The sequence below is a fragment of the Frankia sp. CeTa3Moorea genome (assembly GCF_978021225.1).
Genome location: NZ_CDXDOR010000079.1, coordinates 1 through 20,237, shown reverse-complemented (window position 1 = coordinate 20,237; position 20,237 = coordinate 1). Strand labels below are relative to the sequence as shown.

The window sequence follows — 20,237 nt, the reverse complement described above, 5'->3', positions numbered from 1 at the left end:
CCGGCGGCGAGGACGGCCGCGCGGATCGAAGTGGTGTCGATGGTGGCGGGAGCGGCGTGGACATGAACCTCCCCGATCAGGCGCAGGGTCGGGCGCATGGGCACGCCGGGCACGGCCTCGTGCCCGGTTGCGTGGCGCTCATGCTAGGTCGCTGGAGACCGGTTTCCAGGGCGAAGCAGCAGTTCCCTGACCTTCTTGTGACCATTACCTGGATCCGGTCGACGGCATGTCTCCGCCGTGGATGCCGGCGCTCCAGGCTCTGGACCGGGGCGAGCCGAGGGGACTCGTGAGAGCGGCGCCGAACTGCCTGGATGTCCGCACGCCGATCCCGTGCAGTGAGCACCCGGCCTCCTCGCGCTGCTGTGCCTGGACGGCGACAGAGGGACAAACTCGTTGTAATCGTACCAGTGCGGTCGCGTAGAGGAAATTTCGAGATGAAAGATCCACAGTTTATTACCCAAGGTGGGCATCTAATGCCATTCTAGTACTAAATGTTCAAATTTATTCTTACGTTGAGTTACCTCCAAAAGTGTCCAGTGTCGCGGCGTACCAGGGCAGGCCTACCTTCGATCGACTACCTTGTCCATTCCCGTATCCGCGGAACACCGGCGCTGGCCACACCGAGGCCGGACCGACCCCGGACTGGCCCGGTCATCCGGCACTCTGGATCTCGTTCTGAATCTCGGCGAGCCGCGCACGTAGCTGATCCAGCTGGGTGTGCAGTTCGGTGAGGGTCCGGTCGTATCCCGGCCAGACGGTGGTCCGGAAATCGACCGCGCTACGACCGTCCCAGTTCTCCGGGTCGATCAGTACCTTCGCCGCGGCGCGGAGCTCGTCGAAATGGGTGAGCAGCGGGCCGTTGATGATCGTGGTGAGATCGGCGATAGCGGTCACGGCTTGTGGCGTGCTACGGACGGTGACATCGGACGGCTGGGTCATAGTGTGCTCCGGTGGCGGGGATCTGGACGGCCGTCTCGGCGGCAAAGCGCCTCGATGGCATGGAAGAGATGGAAGAGAGCGAACGGCGCGGCGGACAGTGGTCCCGGGAGGGGCGGTCCCGGGGGTGGTCCGTCAGCTTCCGGCCGCGGCGGTTCGGCGGTTGATCTCGGTGATGCCGCGGGCGAGCTCGGCGAGGTTCGTCCGCAGGTCGGTCAGCGCGCTCTGCACCTCCGGCCAGACCTGAGCACGAAAAACCTGCGCCTTCGGGCCCTCCCAGTTTCGCGGGTCCGCCAACGTGTTGCCATGATTGATCAGATTTGTCGTGGTTGCCTGCAGATCGGGTAGCTGTCGGCTCATCCGCCCGGCCGCCTGTTGGGCCGCCGGTGTGGTCACGGTTCGCACGGCATTGTTCCTCTCGGGACTCGAGCAGAGGGGGACGCGAGCAGGTCGGATATCGGGGGACAGGCGACCTGGACGGGAAGGACGGCTCCGCGGCGCACCAGCACCCCGCGACCTGGAGGCGCGGGGCCGCCGATCGTGCGGGACAGCCGGACTCCGAGCAGTTCGCCGTCGCTCGGCCGCCCCGGGGCCAGGAGCAGCCCGTACCCACCGCGGCGGACGTCGACGAGGAATCCGCGGTACTGGCCCAGCAGCTCCTCGGTCGTACCGGCGACGATCAACACGCCGTCGCCGTCGCGTGCGGCCTGCCAGAAGGCCGCCAGCTCGGCCGCGGCCCGTTCACCGACCAGCTCGGCGTCGTCGACGAGGACGACCAGAGGTTCGTCCCCTGACAGGCCGGTTGGCAGGTCGGTCAGCGACCGGATGGTGTCGGTCCGACGGGTCTCCGGCGTGACGGCTGACTCCCCCCGCCCGCGGCCGCCGCGACGGCAGGTGCCGTCGCTTCCCGCCTCCTCCACGAGGTTCATGGTCCCGTCCAGGACGGCGACGACGCCGGGCCGGTGGGCGAGGGAACGAAGGGGAGACGGACGCGGCGTCAACGCGACGATTCGGGCACCATCGGTGAGGAGTGACAACGCCAGCGTGAGTAGAACGCAACTGCGCCCGGACCGTGGCGGGCCACTGATCATGAAACCGGGGCCGTCGGTATCCAGATCTACCTCGACGATCTCCAGCTCGTCCCCTCCGATTCCGATCGGCACGTGCAGCGAAGATCGATTTTCTGGGCGCATGGCCGCCGCCGCGGATCTCCGCGACCGCCCGGGCGCGCGTTCCATCTGCTCGGATGTGACGAGGGAGGGCAGCGCGTCGATCCGGAAGGGACGACGATCGAAGCGCTCCGGCGGCCTTCGCGACACCTCCACAGATCGGCCCGCCTGGGACATCGCCCGAGAGCCCACCGCCTGCAGTGCCGCAACCTGAGCCTGGCCTGTGGGGTCCGCGTCGAGCAGCGCGATCTGTGTCTCCACGGGACTGGGGAACCGGCCTCCGACCGCGACCCCACGTCCGGCGGACAGCGTCCCGGGCATGTCGAAGGGGGACAGGCCAGCGAGCGCGTAGTCGGAAGGGTCGGCCATCCGCAGGAGTAGTCGTTCGTCGACGAGCGACGCCAGCCGCCCGATCAACCCTCGTCGATCGGTAGTGATGATCACTCGTAGGCCCACCGCCTGACCTTCGCGCAACAGCCGCAGAAGCTGGTCGACGAGTATCCCTCCGTCGACGTCCTCAAAGGCGGCCAGAAATCCTTCGAACCTGTCGACGAGCAGCACCAGGTACGGCGATGGGCGCATGGCGTCGCCCGCATCGCCGGGGGACGGCCGCCACGACCGTCGGGCCTCGGCAAGATCCATGAAGCCTTTCCGGGAGAGGATCGTCTGCCGTTCGCTGATCTCGTTGGCCAGACGGGCGAGGAGCCTCGTGACCCGCTCGGGATCGTCCCGGCTCACCACGGCACCGGAGTGCGGCAGGTCCGCGAGGGGTGCCAGGGCGTTGCCGCCGCAGTCCAGTCCGTAGAGATGGAGCTCGCCGACGGGCAGGGCGGTGGCGAGGGCGCCGGCAGCGGTGCGCAACACGGTCGAGCGCCCGGTTCGTGGCGATCCGACGATCATGAGGTGGCCGCCGTGTTCCAGATCGATCGTGAAGGGCAGCTGAAGCTGACGGTCACAGTGATCGGACAGCCCAATGGCAACGGGAGGGAGCCGAACGAGACCGTCCGCGTGGAGCCCAGGGCGTCCGCTGGAGCCCGCCGGATGGTGACCGTCGCCATCCGCGGCGATGGTGTGGTCGCTCGGGCTGGTGCGGCCGCTCGGGTCGGTGCGGCCGGCGGTCGCCCCGACGAGGGCGTCGAGGGTAATCCGCTCAGGGAGCGGGGGAAGCCACGGACTGGGTATCGGAGGGATCCCGAGCCTCGTCGAGGCCTCCCGTACTGCCGAGACCAGAGCAGCCAGGTCGGTGCGCGGCTCTGCCAGGGACACGTCTTCCGACGGCGGTCCGTACGATGGCGCCGGCACCGCCTGGGACGTGTCGGCATCCCGACGTGGAGCGTCACCCGGTTCCGGCCACGGTAGCGGGGTGACCCTGGGCGCAGGGATTCCGGACGAGCCGTCTCCGCCTGGTCTGGTGACCGGATCCGGTCCACCGATCCACCCGGTCTGAACGGCTGTCGTGATGCCCGGGCCGGTGCGTACCACCGCCCGACCGGGGGTGGCCGGACTGATCAGAGCAGCGTCCGGGCAGCCGACGACGTCCTCGCTCTCCGCCGCATCGGTGACCCGCAACGCGATGCGCAGGTTCGTATTCGCCCGGATCTCCGGTGACACCACCCCCGCGGGGCGTTGGGTGGCCAGCAGGAGATGGATCCCGAGCGACCGTCCGCGTTGGGCCAGGTTGACCAATCCGGCGACGAATTCGGGTAGTTCGCGGGCTAGCGTGGCGAATTCGTCGACGACCAGAAGCAGGCGGGGAATCGTCGGACGCCCGATGGGATGAGGGAGCAGACGTCGAAAGGCGTCGAGGTCCTTCGCTCCGGCCGCGGCCAACATCCGTTCCCGTCTGCGAAGCTCGGCGGTGAGCGAGCTCAGCGCGCGTCGGACCAAGTGCGGATCGAGGTCGGTGACCATACCGACGGTGTGGGGAAGAGCGGCGCACTCGGCGAACGCGCTGCCTCCCTTGTAGTCGACCAGCACGAAGATCATTTCGTCCGGGCGGTACATTACGGCGTGCGCAGCAATGATCGTCTGCAGCAGTTCGGACTTTCCCGCCCCGGTCGTGCCAGCGACCAGCCCGTGTGGCCCGTCGCGAGAGAGATCGATCGTGAACCTCCCACCCTCACCGATCCCGACTGGTACCGCCCTGCTCGCCGTGCCCCGGGGCGGCTGCGGCACCGATGACCAGAAATCTTGGATCACCTTCGGCGTGGGTGGGTCGGCGCCGAGGATGTCCAGGAGTCGGACGGCGGAGGGAAGGCTCTCGGAGTCGTCGTCACCGGCGTCGCGCAGCGGCGCCAGGGCTCTGGCGACCGACTCACACCAGCCGGCCGCGGAGGCCAGTCCCGCGGCATCGACGGTCGGTGCTCCGGCATGGTCGGTGAGACCGGGCCGGCCGGTGAGACCGATGAGGTCTGGGCAGACGTGTCTGATCACGGCTGACCGGTCCTGCCGCATCAACAACTCGTCGCCGTCCTGTTCGACAACGGCTCGGCATTCGGGCGGAAGGTCCCGGACGTCGGCCTCCAGGCAGATGACGTGGATGCCGACCGCCGGTCCGTCGCGTAGCACCGTCGTCATTCCGGGAACGGAGCGCAGTATCCGGGCCCCGTCCAGCACGACCAGGATGTCGGGGTCGGATCTGGGCGCCTCGGGCGGATGGGCGCAGCGACTCTCGATCAAGGATGTCAGTTCGGCGATCCGGCGGGAGCGGCTGACCTCGTCGGCTCCGACGAAAATGGTCTTCTCCTGTACCAACGGCCGACAGTGCGGCAGCCAGCGGATCCATCGCCAGGCATCGACGAAGCCTGTGGAGCCGATCAGCAGGCAAATCCGGAGATCGCGAGGGCTGTGCAGGACAGCGGCCTGGATGACGAGCCAGCTGCCGAGAAGCTGCGGCAACATGCCCCGACCGGTGACGCCGAGCACTCCCCGCTCGGCTAGAGCGATGACGGCGGGGACATCGGGAGCGACCCAGGCCGGGGGCTGCCGGGGCGTGACGGCTACAGGGGAGGGGTCCGTGGTCCGGACCCTGCTTGGCAGGTCGGCCGTGCCGAACCTCAGATGCAGGTGATCGGGGTCATGGCGACGCCGCTCCCACAGCGTCGCAGTCGGTCCCTGAGCGGTGGCGAGCAGGCTTGCCGGATCGGGGTGGTTGCGATGACGCTCGGTGCATTCCGCCGCGAGCGCGGCACGAGCAGTGGCCTCGACGTCGTCCCGCTCCTGTCGGTAGCGGGCCATGGCTGCACGGAACTCCCGACCCTCCCGCCGTCGGCCGCTCACCACGGAGGCGACCAGGCTCACCGGCGCCAGCACCGCGAAGAGCAGAACGTAGACTGTCCGCAGCAGGGCAGCCATGCCTAGGGCGGCGACGAGCGGCAGCACCGTCGTGAGGACCGGGACCGGGACACGGCGGGGTTCGGCGGGTGCGGCCGGCAGGACGAAGACGGACTCCCGCTCCAGCGGATGCAGGCGAGGCGGACGGTTGACGTCGAGCATGCCAGGAGCGGAGACGGACGGGCGGGTCAGCACCGTGAGCGGTGCGGGCCGCACGAGCAGCAACGTCACCGGGGCGATCCGCACCGCGGCCAGGATGGTGCCGGCAGGCGACGATGGGTGGTCGCCGACGACGGCCGCGCCCGGACCGGCTGTGACGGTGCACCGACCGCCGACCTCGACCCGGATGGTCAGCGCGGGCTCGTCGCTGCTGTGACCCCCCAGCGTGATAGTGCAGCCGGGTCCCGAGCCGACGGTGAACTCACCCGCCGGCAGGTGATGAATGTCGCCCGCCCCGGGCCCACCGATGATCATCATGTCGACCAGACCCGTCCCGCGGACCCGCCGGGACACCGCGGCATCAAGGCTCACCACCGCACCCTCCCGCAGCGGCGAGGAGGCCAGGGTCGCCTCCGGGTCGAGTGGACGGACGGTACCGGAGACGTTGATCGAGGGCCCGGCCCGCGCCAGTGTGGGAGTACGCCGATGCGGGCGGACAGCGGCGGCCATCGCCCCGGCCACCGCACGGAGCGGGGTTTCCGGGGCTGCGGTCAGTAGTACGTCCGTGCTGGAATTCCGGGTGGCATCGAGGACGGTGAGGGTGAAGCGCATGTATGGAAGATACGGCGTGGAAAAGCGGGGAGCGGGACGGGCCGACGGGGAGTTCTTCTACTTGGTGTTGTGGTCGAAATATGTGGTGGCGCAGAAACCACCATGACGACTCATGGCGAGTCGCAAGGATGATGCTCCCGCCCGGCCGTGCGTGCCATCGCCCGGGTGCGCATCACCTCCGCACCCGCCAGCTCCACCATGGCGTCACTCACCTCGGCAGCGTCGGCCGGGATCGGGAAACCGAGCGCAGGTTCGGGTGAGCGCGTCTGGCCGGTCGGAGACGGCCCGGCCGACAGGCCACTCCGACGCTCACTGACATGCTGATCCGATGACCGTGCACGTCCAGCGGTTCGTCCAGGGAGGAGATGAGCCGCTCGGCCAGGGTCGCGGCCTCGGCTGCGGTAACGGGTCCGGTGACGATGACGAACTCGTCCCCGCCCCAGCGCCCGAGAAGGTCGCCGGGGTGGAGTACCTTCGAAAAGCGGCGGGCGGCGGCATCCAGAACGGCATCGCCCGTCGGATAGCCGAAGGAGAAATTGACTCGACGAAATGCATCCAGGTCAAGGAAGAGAACGGCCGTTCCGCGGTTGTTCCCGGTTTTGGCCGTGCCTGTTGTGATGGCCGTGCCGGCGGCGGCTGGCAGGGCGTGTCCGGGGGTTGTTCCGGGCGCCACGGTGGTCACAGTGTCCGGCGGGCCCGCGGCCAGTCGGGCAGCGAGAAGCGCGCGCAGCCCCGTGCGGTTCACTAGCCCGGTTGTCGCATCTGTCGACGCGTGATGCCGCAGCTCCTCCTCCCGCTGGTGTCGCTCGGTGACGTCGTCGACGACGACGACGATCAGACCGTCACCACGGATCAGCGGGCGCAGGCGTACGTCGAGCCAACGATAACCATGTGGTGTCGGTTTCGGGATCTCGATCCGGGCCTGCTTGCGTCGTCGGTCGATCATCTGCCGGGACAGGATCGCCAGTGCCCGCACCGGGGCAGCCGGATCGGCGAGCGCCGCGGCGGCCAACAGGGTCGCGGGTCGGGCTGTGGCTCGTTCCGCCGGCCGAGCCGCCGGCCGAGCCGCTGATCGAGCCGCTGATCGAGCCGCTGAGTTGGCCGCGTTGTCGCATGCCGCCAACCAGCTGATGCCCGGCCGGACGGGGAGCAGGGCCACCCCGGTGGCGGCATTGCGGCGCCAGGCCTCGTTGAGGCGGGTCACCGTTCCCTCCGGGCTGAGCACGGCGACCGACAAGGGGAGGGAGTCAAGGACGGCCACCGCGACGTCGTCGGTCAGCACCGAGCTGGTTCCTTCCGACTGCCGGTCCAGGGGTGGCCGGGTAGGTGAGTTGGACGTACCTGCCTTGCGGTACTGGACACGGGTGGGTCTGCCGTGGGAGCGACGAGTCACGCGCTCCCGCGGCCGGGCGGGACTGCTGTGGTGAGATCAATCCGATCATCCCGGCCTCCTCGTATACGTGTTTTCGTTTTTGCTGACCGGCGTGCGGAGTGGGGGTTGGGTGAGTGCGGCGGGTGCGGGCGGATAGTGACTCCGCTGGGCGAGGGTGGCTGCAGCCGGTCAGCCGGTCAGCTGCGGCGACGGACAATATGGAATCCCGCCTCGGCCAGAATCATCGGTATCAGCCTGATGGTCTCGCGGTCCTTCTCGCGACTAGGGGCATCAAGGCCATCCCACGGCACAAGCATGGGATGAGTTTTTCGATCGTTGTCCCGGTGGGGTCCGTACCGCCACCCGTTAGCCTGGCGCTCGACCATCCACCGCTCGTGTTCTCGCTTCGCGAGAATTTCAACCTCGTTGTGCTGCGCGTCGGTCACATTGAAAGAAAAGGGATCGTCCCGGACAGTGCCGGCAACGATTCCGCAGCCGATCATATCGAGTTTCCGGCGGATGTCGCGGGCCTGTTCGTAGTTGGCGTTGCGAAAGTCCTCCGAGAGATTTTCCCAGGCGACGAGCGCGCGGTTTTCTTCCGGTCTTTCGCCGGCTTCCATCCGCCGCCGACAGTAGTCCCGGTGTATTCCTTTGGCGAGCTGTTCGACCTGGGGATCCTGTAGCTGGTCGGGATCGCAGACGCGGTCCAGCAGCGGAAAAACGGTGAGGCCGCGGTAGAGGATGTCCAGCGGTCGCGCGCCGTCACCGCTACCGAAGGCCTGCCCGAAGGGGGTCATGCGGTCCACCCGAACGATCACCTTGCGGTGTCCGGGCAGCCGGGAAACCGCAAGAGCCTTGCGTAACGCCAGTTCCTCGTCCTCGTAGCAGATGAACACCAACTGCATGGTACCTTCCGGGGCGTATCCATCCAGGAGAGTGTTCAGGTCGACCTCGTCGGAACCCGTATCCTGGCAGGTGGTGTCTATCGTCGCCTCGACGAGGCCATAGCGGGTCTGCAGCAGCCTCAGTACACCGCTGGCATTCTTGTCGATGAGGGTCACCTGCATCCGCGACGTCGCACCTACCTCTCTGCGGCGCCGCGCGAGTTCCAGGAGCAGCTCCCGGCCGAACGGGCCCATGCCCACTATCACGACGGACAGACCGGGGGGCGCGAACGCGATCCGTTCGTCGTCGAGCAGAAGACCTGCACCGAGACGGGCGGTGTTGAAGAACTCGACCGTGAGATGACCGATGTGTTCCCTGCCGAGCAGAAGCGTCCACAGGGCGTCGAGCACGTCAGGATCCGACTCCTCCGCGTAGCATGTCAGCGGGCGGTGGCGCTGGCGTGACACCTGCTCCGCCGCCGCGACGACAGCAGCGTTATATCCGGACGCAGTCCCACACACGTACAGTTGGTCGGCCCGGGCCACGCCAGCCCGCCGTAACACATCCTCGCGACGCGCATCTCCTCGTAGCAGGACCAGACCTAGACGGCGGGCATGTTCCGCGATTTCGATACTGTCGGCGTCATCGATCAGTACAACCTGGCGGGACGCGGCCCGCAGGCGTTCCGCGAAGGCAAGCGCCGTCGGTCCGCTGCCACAGATGACCGCGTGCCCCCGGGACAGCGTGGCCTGGAGGGCGGCCATCGGTTTGACCAGCGCATCCGCGAGTACATAAGCAGTGGCCGTAGGCGCCAGGAAGCGGGCGATCTCAAAGGAGATCGGGAGACCGACATCATTGGGCAGGTCCGGTGGCTGGACGAAGAAAAGCCCCAGGCTGCCGTAGGCGATGTCGGTGGCGCTGAGGCCGGCGCCGGGGCTTCGGGACATCTGCCAAAGCCCGACCGCCCCCAGGCTGAATGCTGAAACCGCGGCAAGCAGGCATAGGCGTCGCCAGCCGGCGGGCGGCTGGAACAGTCCGTTGAACATCCAGCGGACGGTCCGCACCGGGTGGCGCATCCGGGAGGAAACGACTGCCACGGCGCCTTCCATGTTCCGAAAAATGATCAGCAGAACATCATAGAACACGGTGCCTACCAGCCTCCTGTCTCCTCCGCCGGCCAACAGTTCAGCCAGGCCCGGGGACCGGACATCGGGAGGTTTAGTTGGGGAGCCGGACCCGTGATTGATCTCTCCCTGATATTCATCGACAAGATATTCCGACGACCGGGAAAGTAACGGAATCGATGTCCGCCGGGGTGAGGATTCAGCGGGTGAATCGACGGCGGCCGGCGGCCGGCGACTCGCCGGGCATGGCCCCCTTCCGCGGCACGCGGCGCTGCACTCACACGCACCCCTCTCACCGGTGCCCGGCAGGAGCCGGCGGAAGCGGCCACCCTGGCCTGGCGGGTGCCGTGCTCACCTGGTCCCGGCCTGAGCCGCGCTGCTGGTCCCGGTCTGAGCCGATGGTTCCGGACCACCGCGCGGCGCATGCCGCCTTGCCCGGTTGCCGTCAGGAACGTCCCCGCCAGTCATACCCGAAACGTCCCCATCAGCCATACCTGATCGCTACCCGGCCGGGTCAGGATAACGCGAGTGGCGCAACGCCAGCCATCACTCACAGGTATTGGGTAGGTACTCCTCGATGAATCGGGCGGGGATGACGGAAGGGTGTTCTCTGTGGTTGGTGACGAGGCCGCTCACAGGCCGGGGCGAATCGTTCCTGAAAGTGGCAGCTACGAGGGTAGCGCCGGGTGCGGCCCTGCCACCCTGCTCCGGGACCTTGCCGGCGAGCGGGGGTGGCCCCCGACGGAGCTGCGGGCGGGCGGCGCTCGGCCGGCAGCCCTGCTGGTGCCACCGGCCGGTTGGGGCAGCCTCGGGGATGAGGCCATGATGCGTGTCGCCTGGGCGGCGCTTGCAGCCCGGCACGGTGCGTACTGCCGCTACGTTGACGTCGGCGCCCCATCCTGGCAGCGCACGCTGGGGACGGCTCCCGCAGGAGATCTGGAACCGGTGCTGCTGGCACGGGGCGCGGCCGCCTGGGATGCGTGGCTGGGCATGGTTCCGCTGCTCGCATCGGTCACCGAGGTCCACATCCTCGGTGCGGACATCCTGGACGGAGCCTACGGTGCCGAGCTCGCGGTCCGCTACGCGCAGCTGGCCGCGCTGAGCCTGCACGCCGGCGCCCAGGTCACCCTGCTGGGGCACAGCTGGCGGGCACAGGCAGATCCGGCCGCAGCCCGCGCGCTGCGTTGCCTGAGCGGACATGTGCGGGTGTGCGCGCGGGACCCGCACTCCCAGGTCCGGCTGGCCACGCTCGGCATCACCGCCGAACTGGTCGCCGAGCTGGCTTTCCTGCTCGAGCCGGATCTCCACCAGCCCGGTGGGGCGCCGGCGCGGGGAACAAGGCGATCTGATGCTCGCCGAGCGGCTGCACCGCCGGCTGGACGAGCGGGAACCCGGACGTGCCCACGTGCTGCACACCGACGCCGGACCGGCCGGAGCCAAGGCACTCGTAGGTGCGGTGGACATGGTCCTCACCGGTCGGATGCATCTGGCGGTTGCGGCGATCAGCCAGGGTGTCCCCCCTCTGGCGGTCGGCTACCAGGACAAGTTCTCGGGCCCGCTGGAAAGCGCGAGGCTGCCGGCATGGTGTGAACTCGAACCCGCCCAGGCCTGTGCTGGCGAGCGTCTCGCCGATGTGCTCCGCACCGTTCTCGCGCAGGCGCCCGCGCTGCGCCGCAACCTGCGGGCCGCCTGGCCGGAGCTGATGGCATTGGCTCGCCGCGGCCTGCCGGACGCCACTGGAGAGCCACACTGAGCCGGAGCGGGGTCCGGTCCGGGCACGAGGTCCGGCGAAGCCTGAGCTGGATGTGTGGTCAGTTCGTGGATTTCCGTCAGTTCCCGAATCCGCGGTCAGTTCAGGGTCATGGGCGCGGCGGTTCGGGCCGCAGGCGAGAGGCCCGCGGCTGTGAGCGGCACCGTTCCCAGAGCGTGAGGTAGGCGCGGGCCATCTGGCGGTCGGTGAAGGTGCTCACGGCCGCCTGCCGTGCCCGTTCCCCCAGCCGGTGGCGCAGGACCGGATCATCCCGCAACCGGCACAGCGCAGCGGCCAGGGCGGCCGGGTCGCCAGCGGGCACGAGCAGCCCGGTCTCGCCGTCGATCACTGCTTCGGGGACGCCGCCGACCGCTGTCGCCACCACCGGCAGCCTGGATAGCATCGCCTCGACGATCGCCAGCGGAAAGCCCTCCGTCCTGGACGGCAGGCAGAAGACGTCGAAGCCGGCTAGGGCGCCGCGCGCCGCGTCGGACCAGCCGGCGAGGGCGAACCGGTCGGCCACCCCGCTGGCCGCCGCGAGTTCGATCAGCTGGCGGCGCTCGGCCCCGTCACCGACGACAACCACGTTCGCCCCGTCTATCGTGGCCAGAGCGGCGATGAGCACGTCATAGCCCTTCATCCGATCGAGCCGGCCGAGGCTACCTACCACCATCGGGCCCGGCCTGGCCGGCCGGTGCGGCGGGGCGCCGAGGTCGGGGACACCATTCGGGATGCTGCACACCGAACCGCGTCCCAGGACGTAGAAGTCCTCCACCCGTCGCGCGCTGCCGGCTCCCACGGCGACCCGAGCGTCCGCCCGCCGCGACAGCGCCCTGGTCCGCAGGAGCAGCGGCAGGTCAGTCGTCCGCAGCGGAAGCTGATCGACGGCGACGACCCGCAGATCGCAACCGGCCACTCCGGCCGCCAGACCGGCGGCCAGCATCGGCGCGCACGCCCACGGCACACACCGGTTGACGTGCAGGACGTCGGGGCGTACCCGGCGCAGCAGCCGCACGTGCGCGCCAGTCCCCCCGCGCACGACATGGACGGACGCGCCGCCGCGCCGACGGCCGGCGACCCATTCGACCAGCCCGGCGTCGGAACCGGCAACCTGGACGTCCAGGCCCGGATCCGCCGCCGCCGCGAGATTGCCCAGGCTGATCTCGGCGCCCCCACGGCCGGCTGTGTCGGTGTAGAGCAGCACCTTCACGCGATGACCACCCTATTCACCTCAACCTGTCGAACCCAACCCGGTCACACCCAACCCAGCGGAGAACATGTCCGGACGTATATGAACAAAACAAGGCGCAGAAGAGCGTTTGACTGTCGTGATACCCGCCACCAATCGTGATACCCGCCGTCAAAGGAACAAGCCCTGCGGCCCCTGGCCGCGTCGGCGTCCGAGCGTTTCGCGATCATGGAGCTGGCCGTGCCCGGCATCTCGCGGAAGCCACGATCGACCACTATCAGGATGACCTACGCCGGCTGTGGTTCGCTGAGGGTCGGTAGGCTGGAGCAGTCATCTCTGGAGCAGTCATCTACAGGATGGCGGTCCGTCGCCTGGCCCGCCCGGGAGCGTTCACGCAACGCCACCCTCGTGGCTAGCTGGTGCTTTCTGCGGCAAGAGGGTGTGTTGATGTCGATCGAGGAGTCCGGGGTAACCGAGGTGGCGGGGCCGCGGTCCGGCTACCGGACCGACGCGGTCGCGGCCGATGCCGCAGCCGCTCCCGACGGGACGGCTGTCCGTCTCGCCGGCCGCGTGGTCCTGTGGCGCCGTATGGGCGGGCTGATCTTCGGGCATCTCCAGGACCGTAGCGGCCGGGTGCAGGTTTCCCTGTCCAAGACCGATCTGGGTGCCGAGGTCGTCAAGGAATGGTCCCGGGCTGTGAAGATCGGCGACTTCGTCGGGGTCGCCGGCAGCCTTTACACCACCCGCCGCGGCGAACGGACCGTCGCCATCTCCGAGATGACGGTGCTGAACCGGACCGTGCGTGCCCTTCCGGACAAGTGGCAGGGCCTGTCCAACGTCGAGGCCCGCTACCGCCGCCGCTACCTCGACCTGCTCGTCAACGCCGAGTCCCGGGAACGCTTCCAGACCAGAGCGAACATCATCAGGCGGATTCGGCGTTTCCTTGACGACAACGACTTCCTCGAAGTCGAAACCCCGATGCTGCAAGAGGCAGCGTCCGGCGCCGCGGCCCGCCCGTTCATCACCAGGCATAACGCCCTCGGTGAGGACTTCTACCTGCGGATCTCCCCCGAGACCTATCTCAAGCGGATCGTCGTCGGCGCCTACGACCGCGTCTACGAACTCGGCCGCAACTTCCGCAACGAAGGCATGGACTCCTCGCACCTCCAGGAGTTCACGATGCTGGAGTGGTACGCCGCCTACTGGGACTACCACGACAACATGGCCTTCGTCCGCGAACTGATCCTCACGGTCCTCGACGACGTCCTCGGCACCCGGGCGGTTACCTACGAGGGTGTCAAGCTCGACTTCGGCACCGACTGGCCGGAGATCGACTACCGGGCCGAGGTGGAGCGGCGCACCGGCATCGACCTCACCGTCGTCCGTGATCTTCCCGCTCTGCGCGCCCGGGTGGCCGAACTCGGCCTGGACGTCGGGACCTCCCCGTCCTACGCCGGCCTGGTAGACCTGCTCTACAAGAAGACGGTCCGACCCGATCTCGTCCAGCCGTGCTTCCTCGTGCACCACCCGGCGGAACTAGTCCCGCTGGCCCGGCGCAGCGACACCGACCCCACCGCGCTTGACATGTTCCAGGTCGTGGTGAACGGCGTGGAGATCGTCAAGGCCTACTCCGAACTCGTCGACCCCGCCGAACAGCGGCAGCGGCTTGAGGAACAGGCCGCGCTGCGGGAGGCTGGCGACGACGAGACCATGATGCTCGAAGAGGACTTCATCGAGGCCATGGAATACGGGATGCCCCCGATGTCCGGCCTCGGGCTCGGCATCGACCGGTTCGTTGCCCTGCTCACCGACGCCCCGACCCTCCGCGATGTCGTCCTCTTCCCCACCATGCGCGGCGCCCACAAAGACCAGACAGCCCCCGTCGAAGATGACCTGTGACGGCCCCGGCCCGTGGGATTCCCTCGTTTCGACTCGCCCGTCCGTGGTCCCGCCGAGGCCACTGCCGCCGACTAGACATGCATGATCTTGAAATTGTCCAGGCGTCCCGAACATACGTTCAAAACGCCTGGTCGATGCGGAGGCTCGGGGATTTGAACCCCGGAGGGGGTGTATGCCCCCAACCGCATTAGCAGTGCGGCGCCATAGACCGGACTAGGCGAAGCCTCCCAACGTGCCTGCTCATCATAGCGTCTCCCACGACGGTGCTGACGCTCGGTCCGAGCGGATCCCGGCGGGCTGGATCACGTCTGTGTGGTCCGGCCGGCCGGTTCCGCGCGGTCCATGGGTTCCATCGGTCCCAGGGCCGCGAGGATCGCGTCCGCGATCTCACGGCGCCGTCCGCCGTCCGCCACCGGACCACCATCGGCCTCCCGCACGTAGAAGGCGTCCACCACGTCTAGTCCGAGGGTCGCGACGATGGCGGTGGCGACATCGAGTCGCAACCCGGACAGCGCCCGTACGATCCGGTACAGCACGCCGGCCTGGTCGGGGGCGCGTACCTCGATCACGGTCATCGATCCCAGGTCGTCATCGAAGATCACCTGAGGTGCGCCGGGCGTGGTCCACCGCTTGGCCCCGGCGTAGTCGCGTTCCCGGGCGGCGAGCCGACCGGCGACGTCGAGGGTGCCGGCGAGCGCGGCCCGCAGGTCGGCGAGCAGCCGCGCCGGCTCCGGTACCCGTCCGTGCGGCGCGGCCACGGCGGCCTGCAGCAGCGCCCGACCGCCGTTCCTCCGGGCCGAGGCCCGCCGGATGTCCAACCGGTTCAGCGCAAGGACACCAGCGATGATCGCCAGCAGTCCGACGTGGTCGGCGCTGACCACCACGATCTCGAACATGCCCTCGTCCGGCAGCGGATTGACCTGGACAACGTGCTCGTCGGGCAGCGCGAGCAGGTCACGCTGCCGATCGTCGAGGTGCGGGGGACACGGGACCCGCTCGCCGCCGAGGGCGGCCCGGGCCCGCTCGACGAGGTCACCGATCAGCCGCGCCTTCCAGGCGTTCCACGCGGTCGGGCCGGTGGCCCGGGAGTCGGCCTCAGTCAGTCGGTGCAGCAGGGTGAGGATCCGCACGCTGCCGGCGGACGCGGCGACGCTCTCGATTGTTCCGGGATCGTCGATGTCCCGCCTGGTCGCGGCCTCGCCGAGAAGCAGGTGGTGGCGGACCATGGCGACAAGCACGTCAACGTCCTCGGGCGGCAGGCCCAGCCGGGGGCCGATCCGTTCGATCTGCACGATGCCCGCGTCGGTGTGGTCGCCGGGGAAGCCCTTACCGATGTCGTGCAGGAGGGCGCCGAGCAGCAACAGATCCGGCCGGTCCACCTCGCGGGTGTGCGCGGCGGCCCGCGCCGCGGCCTCCATCAGATGCCGGTCGACGGTGTAGCGGTGGTAGGGATTGCGTTGTGGTCTGCTGCGCACCGCCGCCCACTCCGGGATGAGCCGGACGAGCAGCCCCACCTGGTCGAGGGATTCCAGCACCCCCACGGCCGCGTCGCCGGTGGCCAGCAGCGTAACCAGCGCGTCACGGGCGGCGTCAGGCCAGGGGTCGGGCATCGGTGGAGCCTCCCGGGCCAGCCGGTCGACGGCGTAGCGGCCCAGCGGGAGCCCGCTTCGTGCGGCCGCGGCGGCGGCCCGCAGCACCAGGACCGGGTCCTTCGCCGGATCGACGTCCCGGGCGAGCTGGACCTCGCCGTCCTGGTCGACCACCCCTTCGCCGAGGGGGCGGCGGGCTGGCCGCCGGCCGCCACCGCGCCACCGCGCCACCGACCGCAGGCCGGCCGCGACCCGGTACCAGGTGGTGTCCCAGGTCCAGGAGATGGCGCGTCCGGCGTCGGCGACCGCGTGCGCGAGCGCGAGCGCGTCGGCGTAGCCGAGCATGGTGGCGACCGCCTCGGAGTCCTGGAGCAGGAGCCGATCGTGGGCTCGTCCCCGACTCAGCCGGCGGATCTCGCCGCGGGCATCGAGCAGCACCTGACCGGCGGCGGTTACCCGCTCGGAGGGGGACTCGGCGACCCAGGCCGCCGCGAGGGCGTGCAGGGCATGGACGTCACGTAGCCCGCCGCGGGATTCCTTCAGGTCGGGTTCGAGCAGGAACGCGACCTCACCGAGCCGGGCGGCCCGTTCCGCGACGGCCTCGGCGAGCTCGGGCAGTCGTTTCGGGGCATGGGACCGCCACCGGGCGCGAGCCCGCTGGGCGAGTTGCGTGGCCAGCGTCGCGTCACCCGCGACGTGGCGGGCGTCGAGCAGGCCGAGCGCGGCCTTAAGGTCACCGTCGGCCACCATGATGGCCTCGTCGACGGTGCGCACGCTGTGATCGAGGCCCACCCCCGAATCCCACAGCGGATACCAGACCGCGTCGGCGACGGCGGAGATGTCGTTCTGTTTGCCGTCGTGGACGAGGACGAGGTCGAGATCGCTGCCGAACGCGGGCTCCGCGCGTCCGTAGCCGCCGACGGCCACCAGGGCCATTCCCGGCCCGGGATCGCCGAACAGGTCGACTAGGGCATGGTCGGCGAGGTCGGTGAGGATGCGGCGCAGCCGTGGGCCGGTCGCCGTGGGCAGGCGCTCGGAGCGGCCCTTGAGGATCTCCAGGCGGTCCGTCATGGCTGTCCTCCTCCGTTCGGCCGTCTGGCCGTGATCGATCTCGGATCTGGATCGATCACGGCCAGCGGAGCGCCGAGCCGAGGACACAGAAACGCGCACCAGCGCAACTGTGGTCTCGGGTGGTGCCGGATCGTGCGGTGTCGCGGGTGGTGCGTGGTGCCGGGTGGTGCGTGGTAACGGTGATGGATGGAGTCGGGTGGTGCGGTGGAGCCGTGCCGCGGTGGCGTTGCCACGCCCGGCACTACTACAGCGCGTCCGCCCCCCGCTCGCCGGTACGGACCCGTACCACCGACTCGACCGGAACGACCCAGATCTTGCCGTCGCCGATCTTGCCGGTCTGCGCCGACGACGTGATCGCCGCGACCAGATCGTCGACCGCCCCGTCCGCGACGACCACCTCGATCTTGATCTTCGGCACGAAGTCGACCTTGTACTCGGCGCCGCGGTAGACCTCGGTGTGGCCCTTCTGCCGGCCGTAGCCCTGGACCTCGGAGATCGTCAGTCCGTGCACGCCCAGGGTCTCGAGCGCCGCCTTCACGTCGTCGACCTTGAACGGCTTGATGACGGCGGTGACGAGCTTGGTCATGCCTGGGCCTCCTCGGGCACCTTGACGGGGCTGATGCTGCTCGTGGGCAGCGAGCCGCTACCGCCGATGGACGTGAAGCGGTACGCCGTCTCCCCGTGCAACGCCTCGTCCATGCCGGCGATCTCGTCGTCGGCGTTCAGCCGGAGACCGATGGTGTACTTCAGGGCGAGAGCGATGATTGCCGTCACGACGGCCGAGTAGCCCAGCGTCGCGCCGACGGCGAGCGCCTGCTCCCCGAAGACGCTCCACGGGCCGCCGTAGAAGACGCCGTCCTTGCCGGCCTCGTTCGTGTCGACAGTGGCGAAGAGGCCGGTCAGCAGGGCGCCGAGCACACCGCCGACCAGGTGGACCGCACCGACGTCGAGCGAGTCGTCGATGCCGACCTTGCCCTTGATCGAGGTGGCCAGGGCGCAGACGACGCCAGCGATGCCGCCGACGGCGATCGAACCCATCGGAGAGACGAAACCACAGGCCGGGGTGATGGCTACCAGACCCGCGACCGCGCCGGACGCGGCTCCCAGGGTGGTCGCCTTGCCGTCGCGCAGCTGCTCGACCGCGAGCCATCCGAGGATCGCGACGCCGGTCGCGATCTGGGTGTTGAGTAGGGCGTACCCGGCGACCTTGTTGGCGCCCAGCGCGGAACCCGCGTTGAACCCGAACCATCCGACCCACAGGATGCCGGTGCCCAGGAGAACGAACGGGACGTTGTGGGGACGGAAGTCGCCGGTCGGCCAACCGGCCCGCTTGCCGAGGACCAGTGCCAGCACGATCGCCGCGATACCGGCGTTGGCGTGGACGACCGTGCCGCCCGCGAAGTCCAACGCGCCGCGCTCGAACAACCAGCCCTTGCTCGCCCACACCCAGTGTGCGATCGGCGAGTAGACCAGCAGCGACCAGAGCGGGATGAAGATCGCGAAGGCGCTGAACTTCATCCGATCGGCGATCGCGCCGGTGATGAGGGCGGGCGTGATGATCGCGAACATCAGCTGGAAGGCGACGAACACGACGTACGGGATCGCGCCGTCGCTGCCGGAGAGGTCCTGGAGCGCCAAGAAGTCGATTCCGCCCCAGAAGCCGTTACCCTCGCCGAATGCGACGCTGAACCCGATGACCGACCAGATCAGCGTGACGATCCCGATGCAGAAAAAATTCTGCATGATCATTCCGAGCACGTTCTTCGCTCGGACCATGCCACCGTAGAAGAACGCCAGTCCGGGCGTCATGAACAGCACGATCGCGGAACTGATGAGCATCCACGCGGTATCGCCCGAATTCAATTTGTCCATGTCTCTCCTGTCATTCCCCGCGCGATGCGCGGACTGCGCTCACCCGGTCCCCGGCCACGCTGCGCTCGTCCCGGATCCTCGGGTCCGAAGAGTCGGCAAGATCTGTTCCCGACCTATGTCTTAGCTGTTTCTGACGTGTGAAATCGCTAAATTGGGTGGCCTGTGACCCGATCTCGTCGGCTGGCGGTGGGTACTTGGAGACTCTCCGCTCGTCACGGCGTGCTTCCGTGACTGTATAACTGCATAGAGTTACCGTCCGGCGGTGTGAGCAGTGTCCCCACGGAGGGCTGGCATAGCGCCGGCGAACCGCGCCCCGGGCCCCGCCGTCCCCGTGCTGTCCCGCCATCCCGGTTCGGCCAGCGAACTTCGAAACACGTCGCAAGGCAGACTCCCGCCGCCGGCCCGACCGACGGTCCCCAGCCGACCGGGAACGATCCGACCGGATGGCGCCCGAAAGCCGGAGCGCCCATTGTTCTCGGACTGGTCGGCATTCTCGTCGCCGGGCCTCCGGTTGTCTGGGGGTTTGCCGGATCCGCCTGGGCGGCGCCGGCGACTCCGGCCTCCGGGTCGGCCCCGGGGAGCCCGGGGAGCCTGGAGAGTCTGCAGGCGGAGATCAACGGTACCCGGGTACGGCTGGACGAATCCACGCGTCAGACGGCGATTGCCACCGAGGTGTTCAACGCCGAACGTATTCGGCTGGCCGAGGCCGAGCGGGCCGCGGCCGCCGCGGCCGGGCGGGTCGACCGTGCTGACGATGCTGTACGGCAGGCCGCGGACAAACATCGGGGGTTGGCGGTGTCGGCGGATCGGGCCGGGGGATTCGGGCAACTGTCGTTGCTGCTGACCGGCGACCCCCGACAGGTACTCGACCGGGCCGGTACGGTCGATGCGCTGGCCCGCCGGCAACGTGTGGCGGACACCGGCCTGCGGCTCGCGCGTCGGGATCTCACCGAGGCACGCCGGAGCGCTGACATGGCACTCGCGGGCAAGAGGAAGATCGTCATGCGGCTCGCCGCGCGGAAGCGGTCCATCGAGGCGTCCGCCGCCGAACAGCGCAGTCTGCTGCAGCGGCTCGAATCCCGCTACGCATTGCTGGAACGGCAGGCCAGGGAACGTCAGGCCGCCGCCGCGCGGGCCCGCAGGGCGGCGCAGGCCGCCGCCGCGGCGGCGGCGGCCAGGAAGGCCGCGGCCGAACGGGTCCGTTATCGGAAGGAGTCGGCCGCGGCTGCGACCGCGGGCCGGGCGTTCGCCGCGGCCCCGACTACCCCGGCCCCGAC

Annotated in this window: 12 protein-coding genes, 1 tRNA gene and 1 pseudogene; 3 read left to right on the top strand and 11 right to left on the bottom strand. The window is 69.1% G+C overall.

Annotation, left to right across the window (positions count from 1 at the left end; translation table 11 throughout):
• Positions 1-651: 651 nt before the first annotated feature.
• The 6 genes from AC08OV_RS14855 to AC08OV_RS14830 form a co-directional block, all read right to left on the bottom strand.
• Positions 652-939, bottom strand: a complete 288-nt coding sequence (locus AC08OV_RS14855) for a hypothetical protein (protein WP_476615105.1) — start codon at positions 937-939, stop codon at positions 652-654.
• 132 nt (positions 940-1,071) lie between these two features.
• Positions 1,072-1,341 carry a WXG100 family type VII secretion target gene (locus AC08OV_RS14850; protein WP_011434876.1) on the bottom strand — a complete coding sequence of 90 codons (270 nt, stop codon included), beginning with the start codon at positions 1,339-1,341 and terminating at the stop codon, positions 1,072-1,074.
• Positions 1,329-6,209 (bottom strand): FtsK/SpoIIIE domain-containing protein, encoded by a 4,881-nt coding sequence (locus AC08OV_RS14845; RefSeq protein WP_476619797.1) that lies wholly within the window; start codon positions 6,207-6,209, stop codon positions 1,329-1,331. Before AC08OV_RS14845 ends, AC08OV_RS14850 begins: the two co-directional genes overlap by 13 nt.
• 208 nt (positions 6,210-6,417) lie before the next feature.
• Entirely contained in the window at positions 6,418-7,491 is a 1,074-nt protein-coding gene (locus AC08OV_RS14840; protein WP_476613753.1) for a diguanylate cyclase domain-containing protein, read from the bottom strand.
• 287 nt (positions 7,492-7,778) lie between these two features.
• Positions 7,779-9,611, bottom strand: a complete 1,833-nt coding sequence (locus AC08OV_RS14835) for a RyR domain-containing protein (RefSeq protein ID WP_476613752.1) — start codon at positions 9,609-9,611, stop codon at positions 7,779-7,781.
• A gap of 525 nt (positions 9,612-10,136) precedes the next feature.
• Entirely contained in the window at positions 10,137-10,898 is a 762-nt protein-coding gene (locus AC08OV_RS14830; RefSeq protein WP_476613751.1) for a hypothetical protein, read from the bottom strand.
• A gap of 40 nt (positions 10,899-10,938) precedes the next feature.
• Between AC08OV_RS14830 and AC08OV_RS14825 the strand changes: the two genes are divergently transcribed.
• Positions 10,939-11,343 (top strand): polysaccharide pyruvyl transferase family protein, encoded by a 405-nt coding sequence (locus tag AC08OV_RS14825; protein WP_476613750.1) that lies wholly within the window; start codon positions 10,939-10,941, stop codon positions 11,341-11,343.
• 106 nt (positions 11,344-11,449) lie between these two features.
• Here the strand turns inward: AC08OV_RS14825 and AC08OV_RS14820 are convergent, their stop codons facing one another.
• On the bottom strand, positions 11,450-12,550 hold the full coding sequence (locus AC08OV_RS14820; RefSeq protein WP_476613749.1) for a glycosyltransferase family 4 protein: 1,101 nt from the start codon (positions 12,548-12,550) through the stop codon (positions 11,450-11,452).
• Between the two features lie 426 nt (positions 12,551-12,976).
• Between AC08OV_RS14820 and lysS the strand changes: the two genes are divergently transcribed.
• Positions 12,977-14,428 carry a lysine--tRNA ligase gene (gene lysS / locus AC08OV_RS14815; RefSeq protein WP_476613748.1) on the top strand — a complete coding sequence of 484 codons (1,452 nt, stop codon included), beginning with the start codon at positions 12,977-12,979 and terminating at the stop codon, positions 14,426-14,428.
• A gap of 137 nt (positions 14,429-14,565) precedes the next feature.
• Here lysS and AC08OV_RS14810 read toward each other — a convergent pair.
• From AC08OV_RS14810 to AC08OV_RS14795, 4 genes are all read right to left on the bottom strand, one after another.
• Positions 14,566-14,656 (bottom strand) — tRNA-Ser (locus AC08OV_RS14810).
• A 74-nt stretch (positions 14,657-14,730) separates the two neighbouring features.
• Positions 14,731-17,088, bottom strand: a complete 2,358-nt coding sequence (locus tag AC08OV_RS14805) for a [protein-PII] uridylyltransferase (RefSeq protein WP_476613747.1) — start codon at positions 17,086-17,088, stop codon at positions 14,731-14,733.
• Between the two features lie 244 nt (positions 17,089-17,332).
• Entirely contained in the window at positions 17,333-17,674 is a 342-nt protein-coding gene (locus AC08OV_RS14800; RefSeq protein ID WP_011434886.1) for a P-II family nitrogen regulator, read from the bottom strand.
• Positions 17,671-18,960: an ammonium transporter gene (locus AC08OV_RS14795; RefSeq protein ID WP_476613746.1), complete on the bottom strand. Its 1,290-nt coding sequence runs from the start codon at positions 18,958-18,960 to the stop codon at positions 17,671-17,673. The genes AC08OV_RS14800 and AC08OV_RS14795 overlap by 4 nt, the downstream gene beginning before the upstream one ends.
• 672 nt (positions 18,961-19,632) lie before the next feature.
• Between AC08OV_RS14795 and AC08OV_RS14790 the strand changes: the two are divergent.
• Positions 19,633-20,237, top strand: a pseudogene (locus AC08OV_RS14790) (NlpC/P60 family protein); the annotation flags it as partial.

Excerpts from the sequence above, each read along its gene's own strand:
- AC08OV_RS14855 (WP_476615105.1), bottom strand. The coding sequence starts at position 939 with ATGACCCAGCCGTCCGATGTCACCGTCCGTAGCACGCCACAAGCCGTG.
- AC08OV_RS14845 (WP_476619797.1), bottom strand. The coding sequence starts at position 6,209 with ATGCGCTTCACCCTCACCGTCCTCGATGCCACCCGGAATTCCAGCACG.
- AC08OV_RS14825 (WP_476613750.1), top strand. The coding sequence starts at position 10,939 with ATGCTCGCCGAGCGGCTGCACCGCCGGCTGGACGAGCGGGAACCCGGA.
- lysS (WP_476613748.1), top strand. The coding sequence starts at position 12,977 with ATGTCGATCGAGGAGTCCGGGGTAACCGAGGTGGCGGGGCCGCGGTCC.
- AC08OV_RS14805 (WP_476613747.1), bottom strand. The coding sequence starts at position 17,088 with ATGACGGACCGCCTGGAGATCCTCAAGGGCCGCTCCGAGCGCCTGCCC.
- AC08OV_RS14800 (WP_011434886.1), bottom strand. The coding sequence starts at position 17,674 with ATGACCAAGCTCGTCACCGCCGTCATCAAGCCGTTCAAGGTCGACGAC.
- AC08OV_RS14795 (WP_476613746.1), bottom strand. The coding sequence starts at position 18,960 with ATGGACAAATTGAATTCGGGCGATACCGCGTGGATGCTCATCAGTTCC.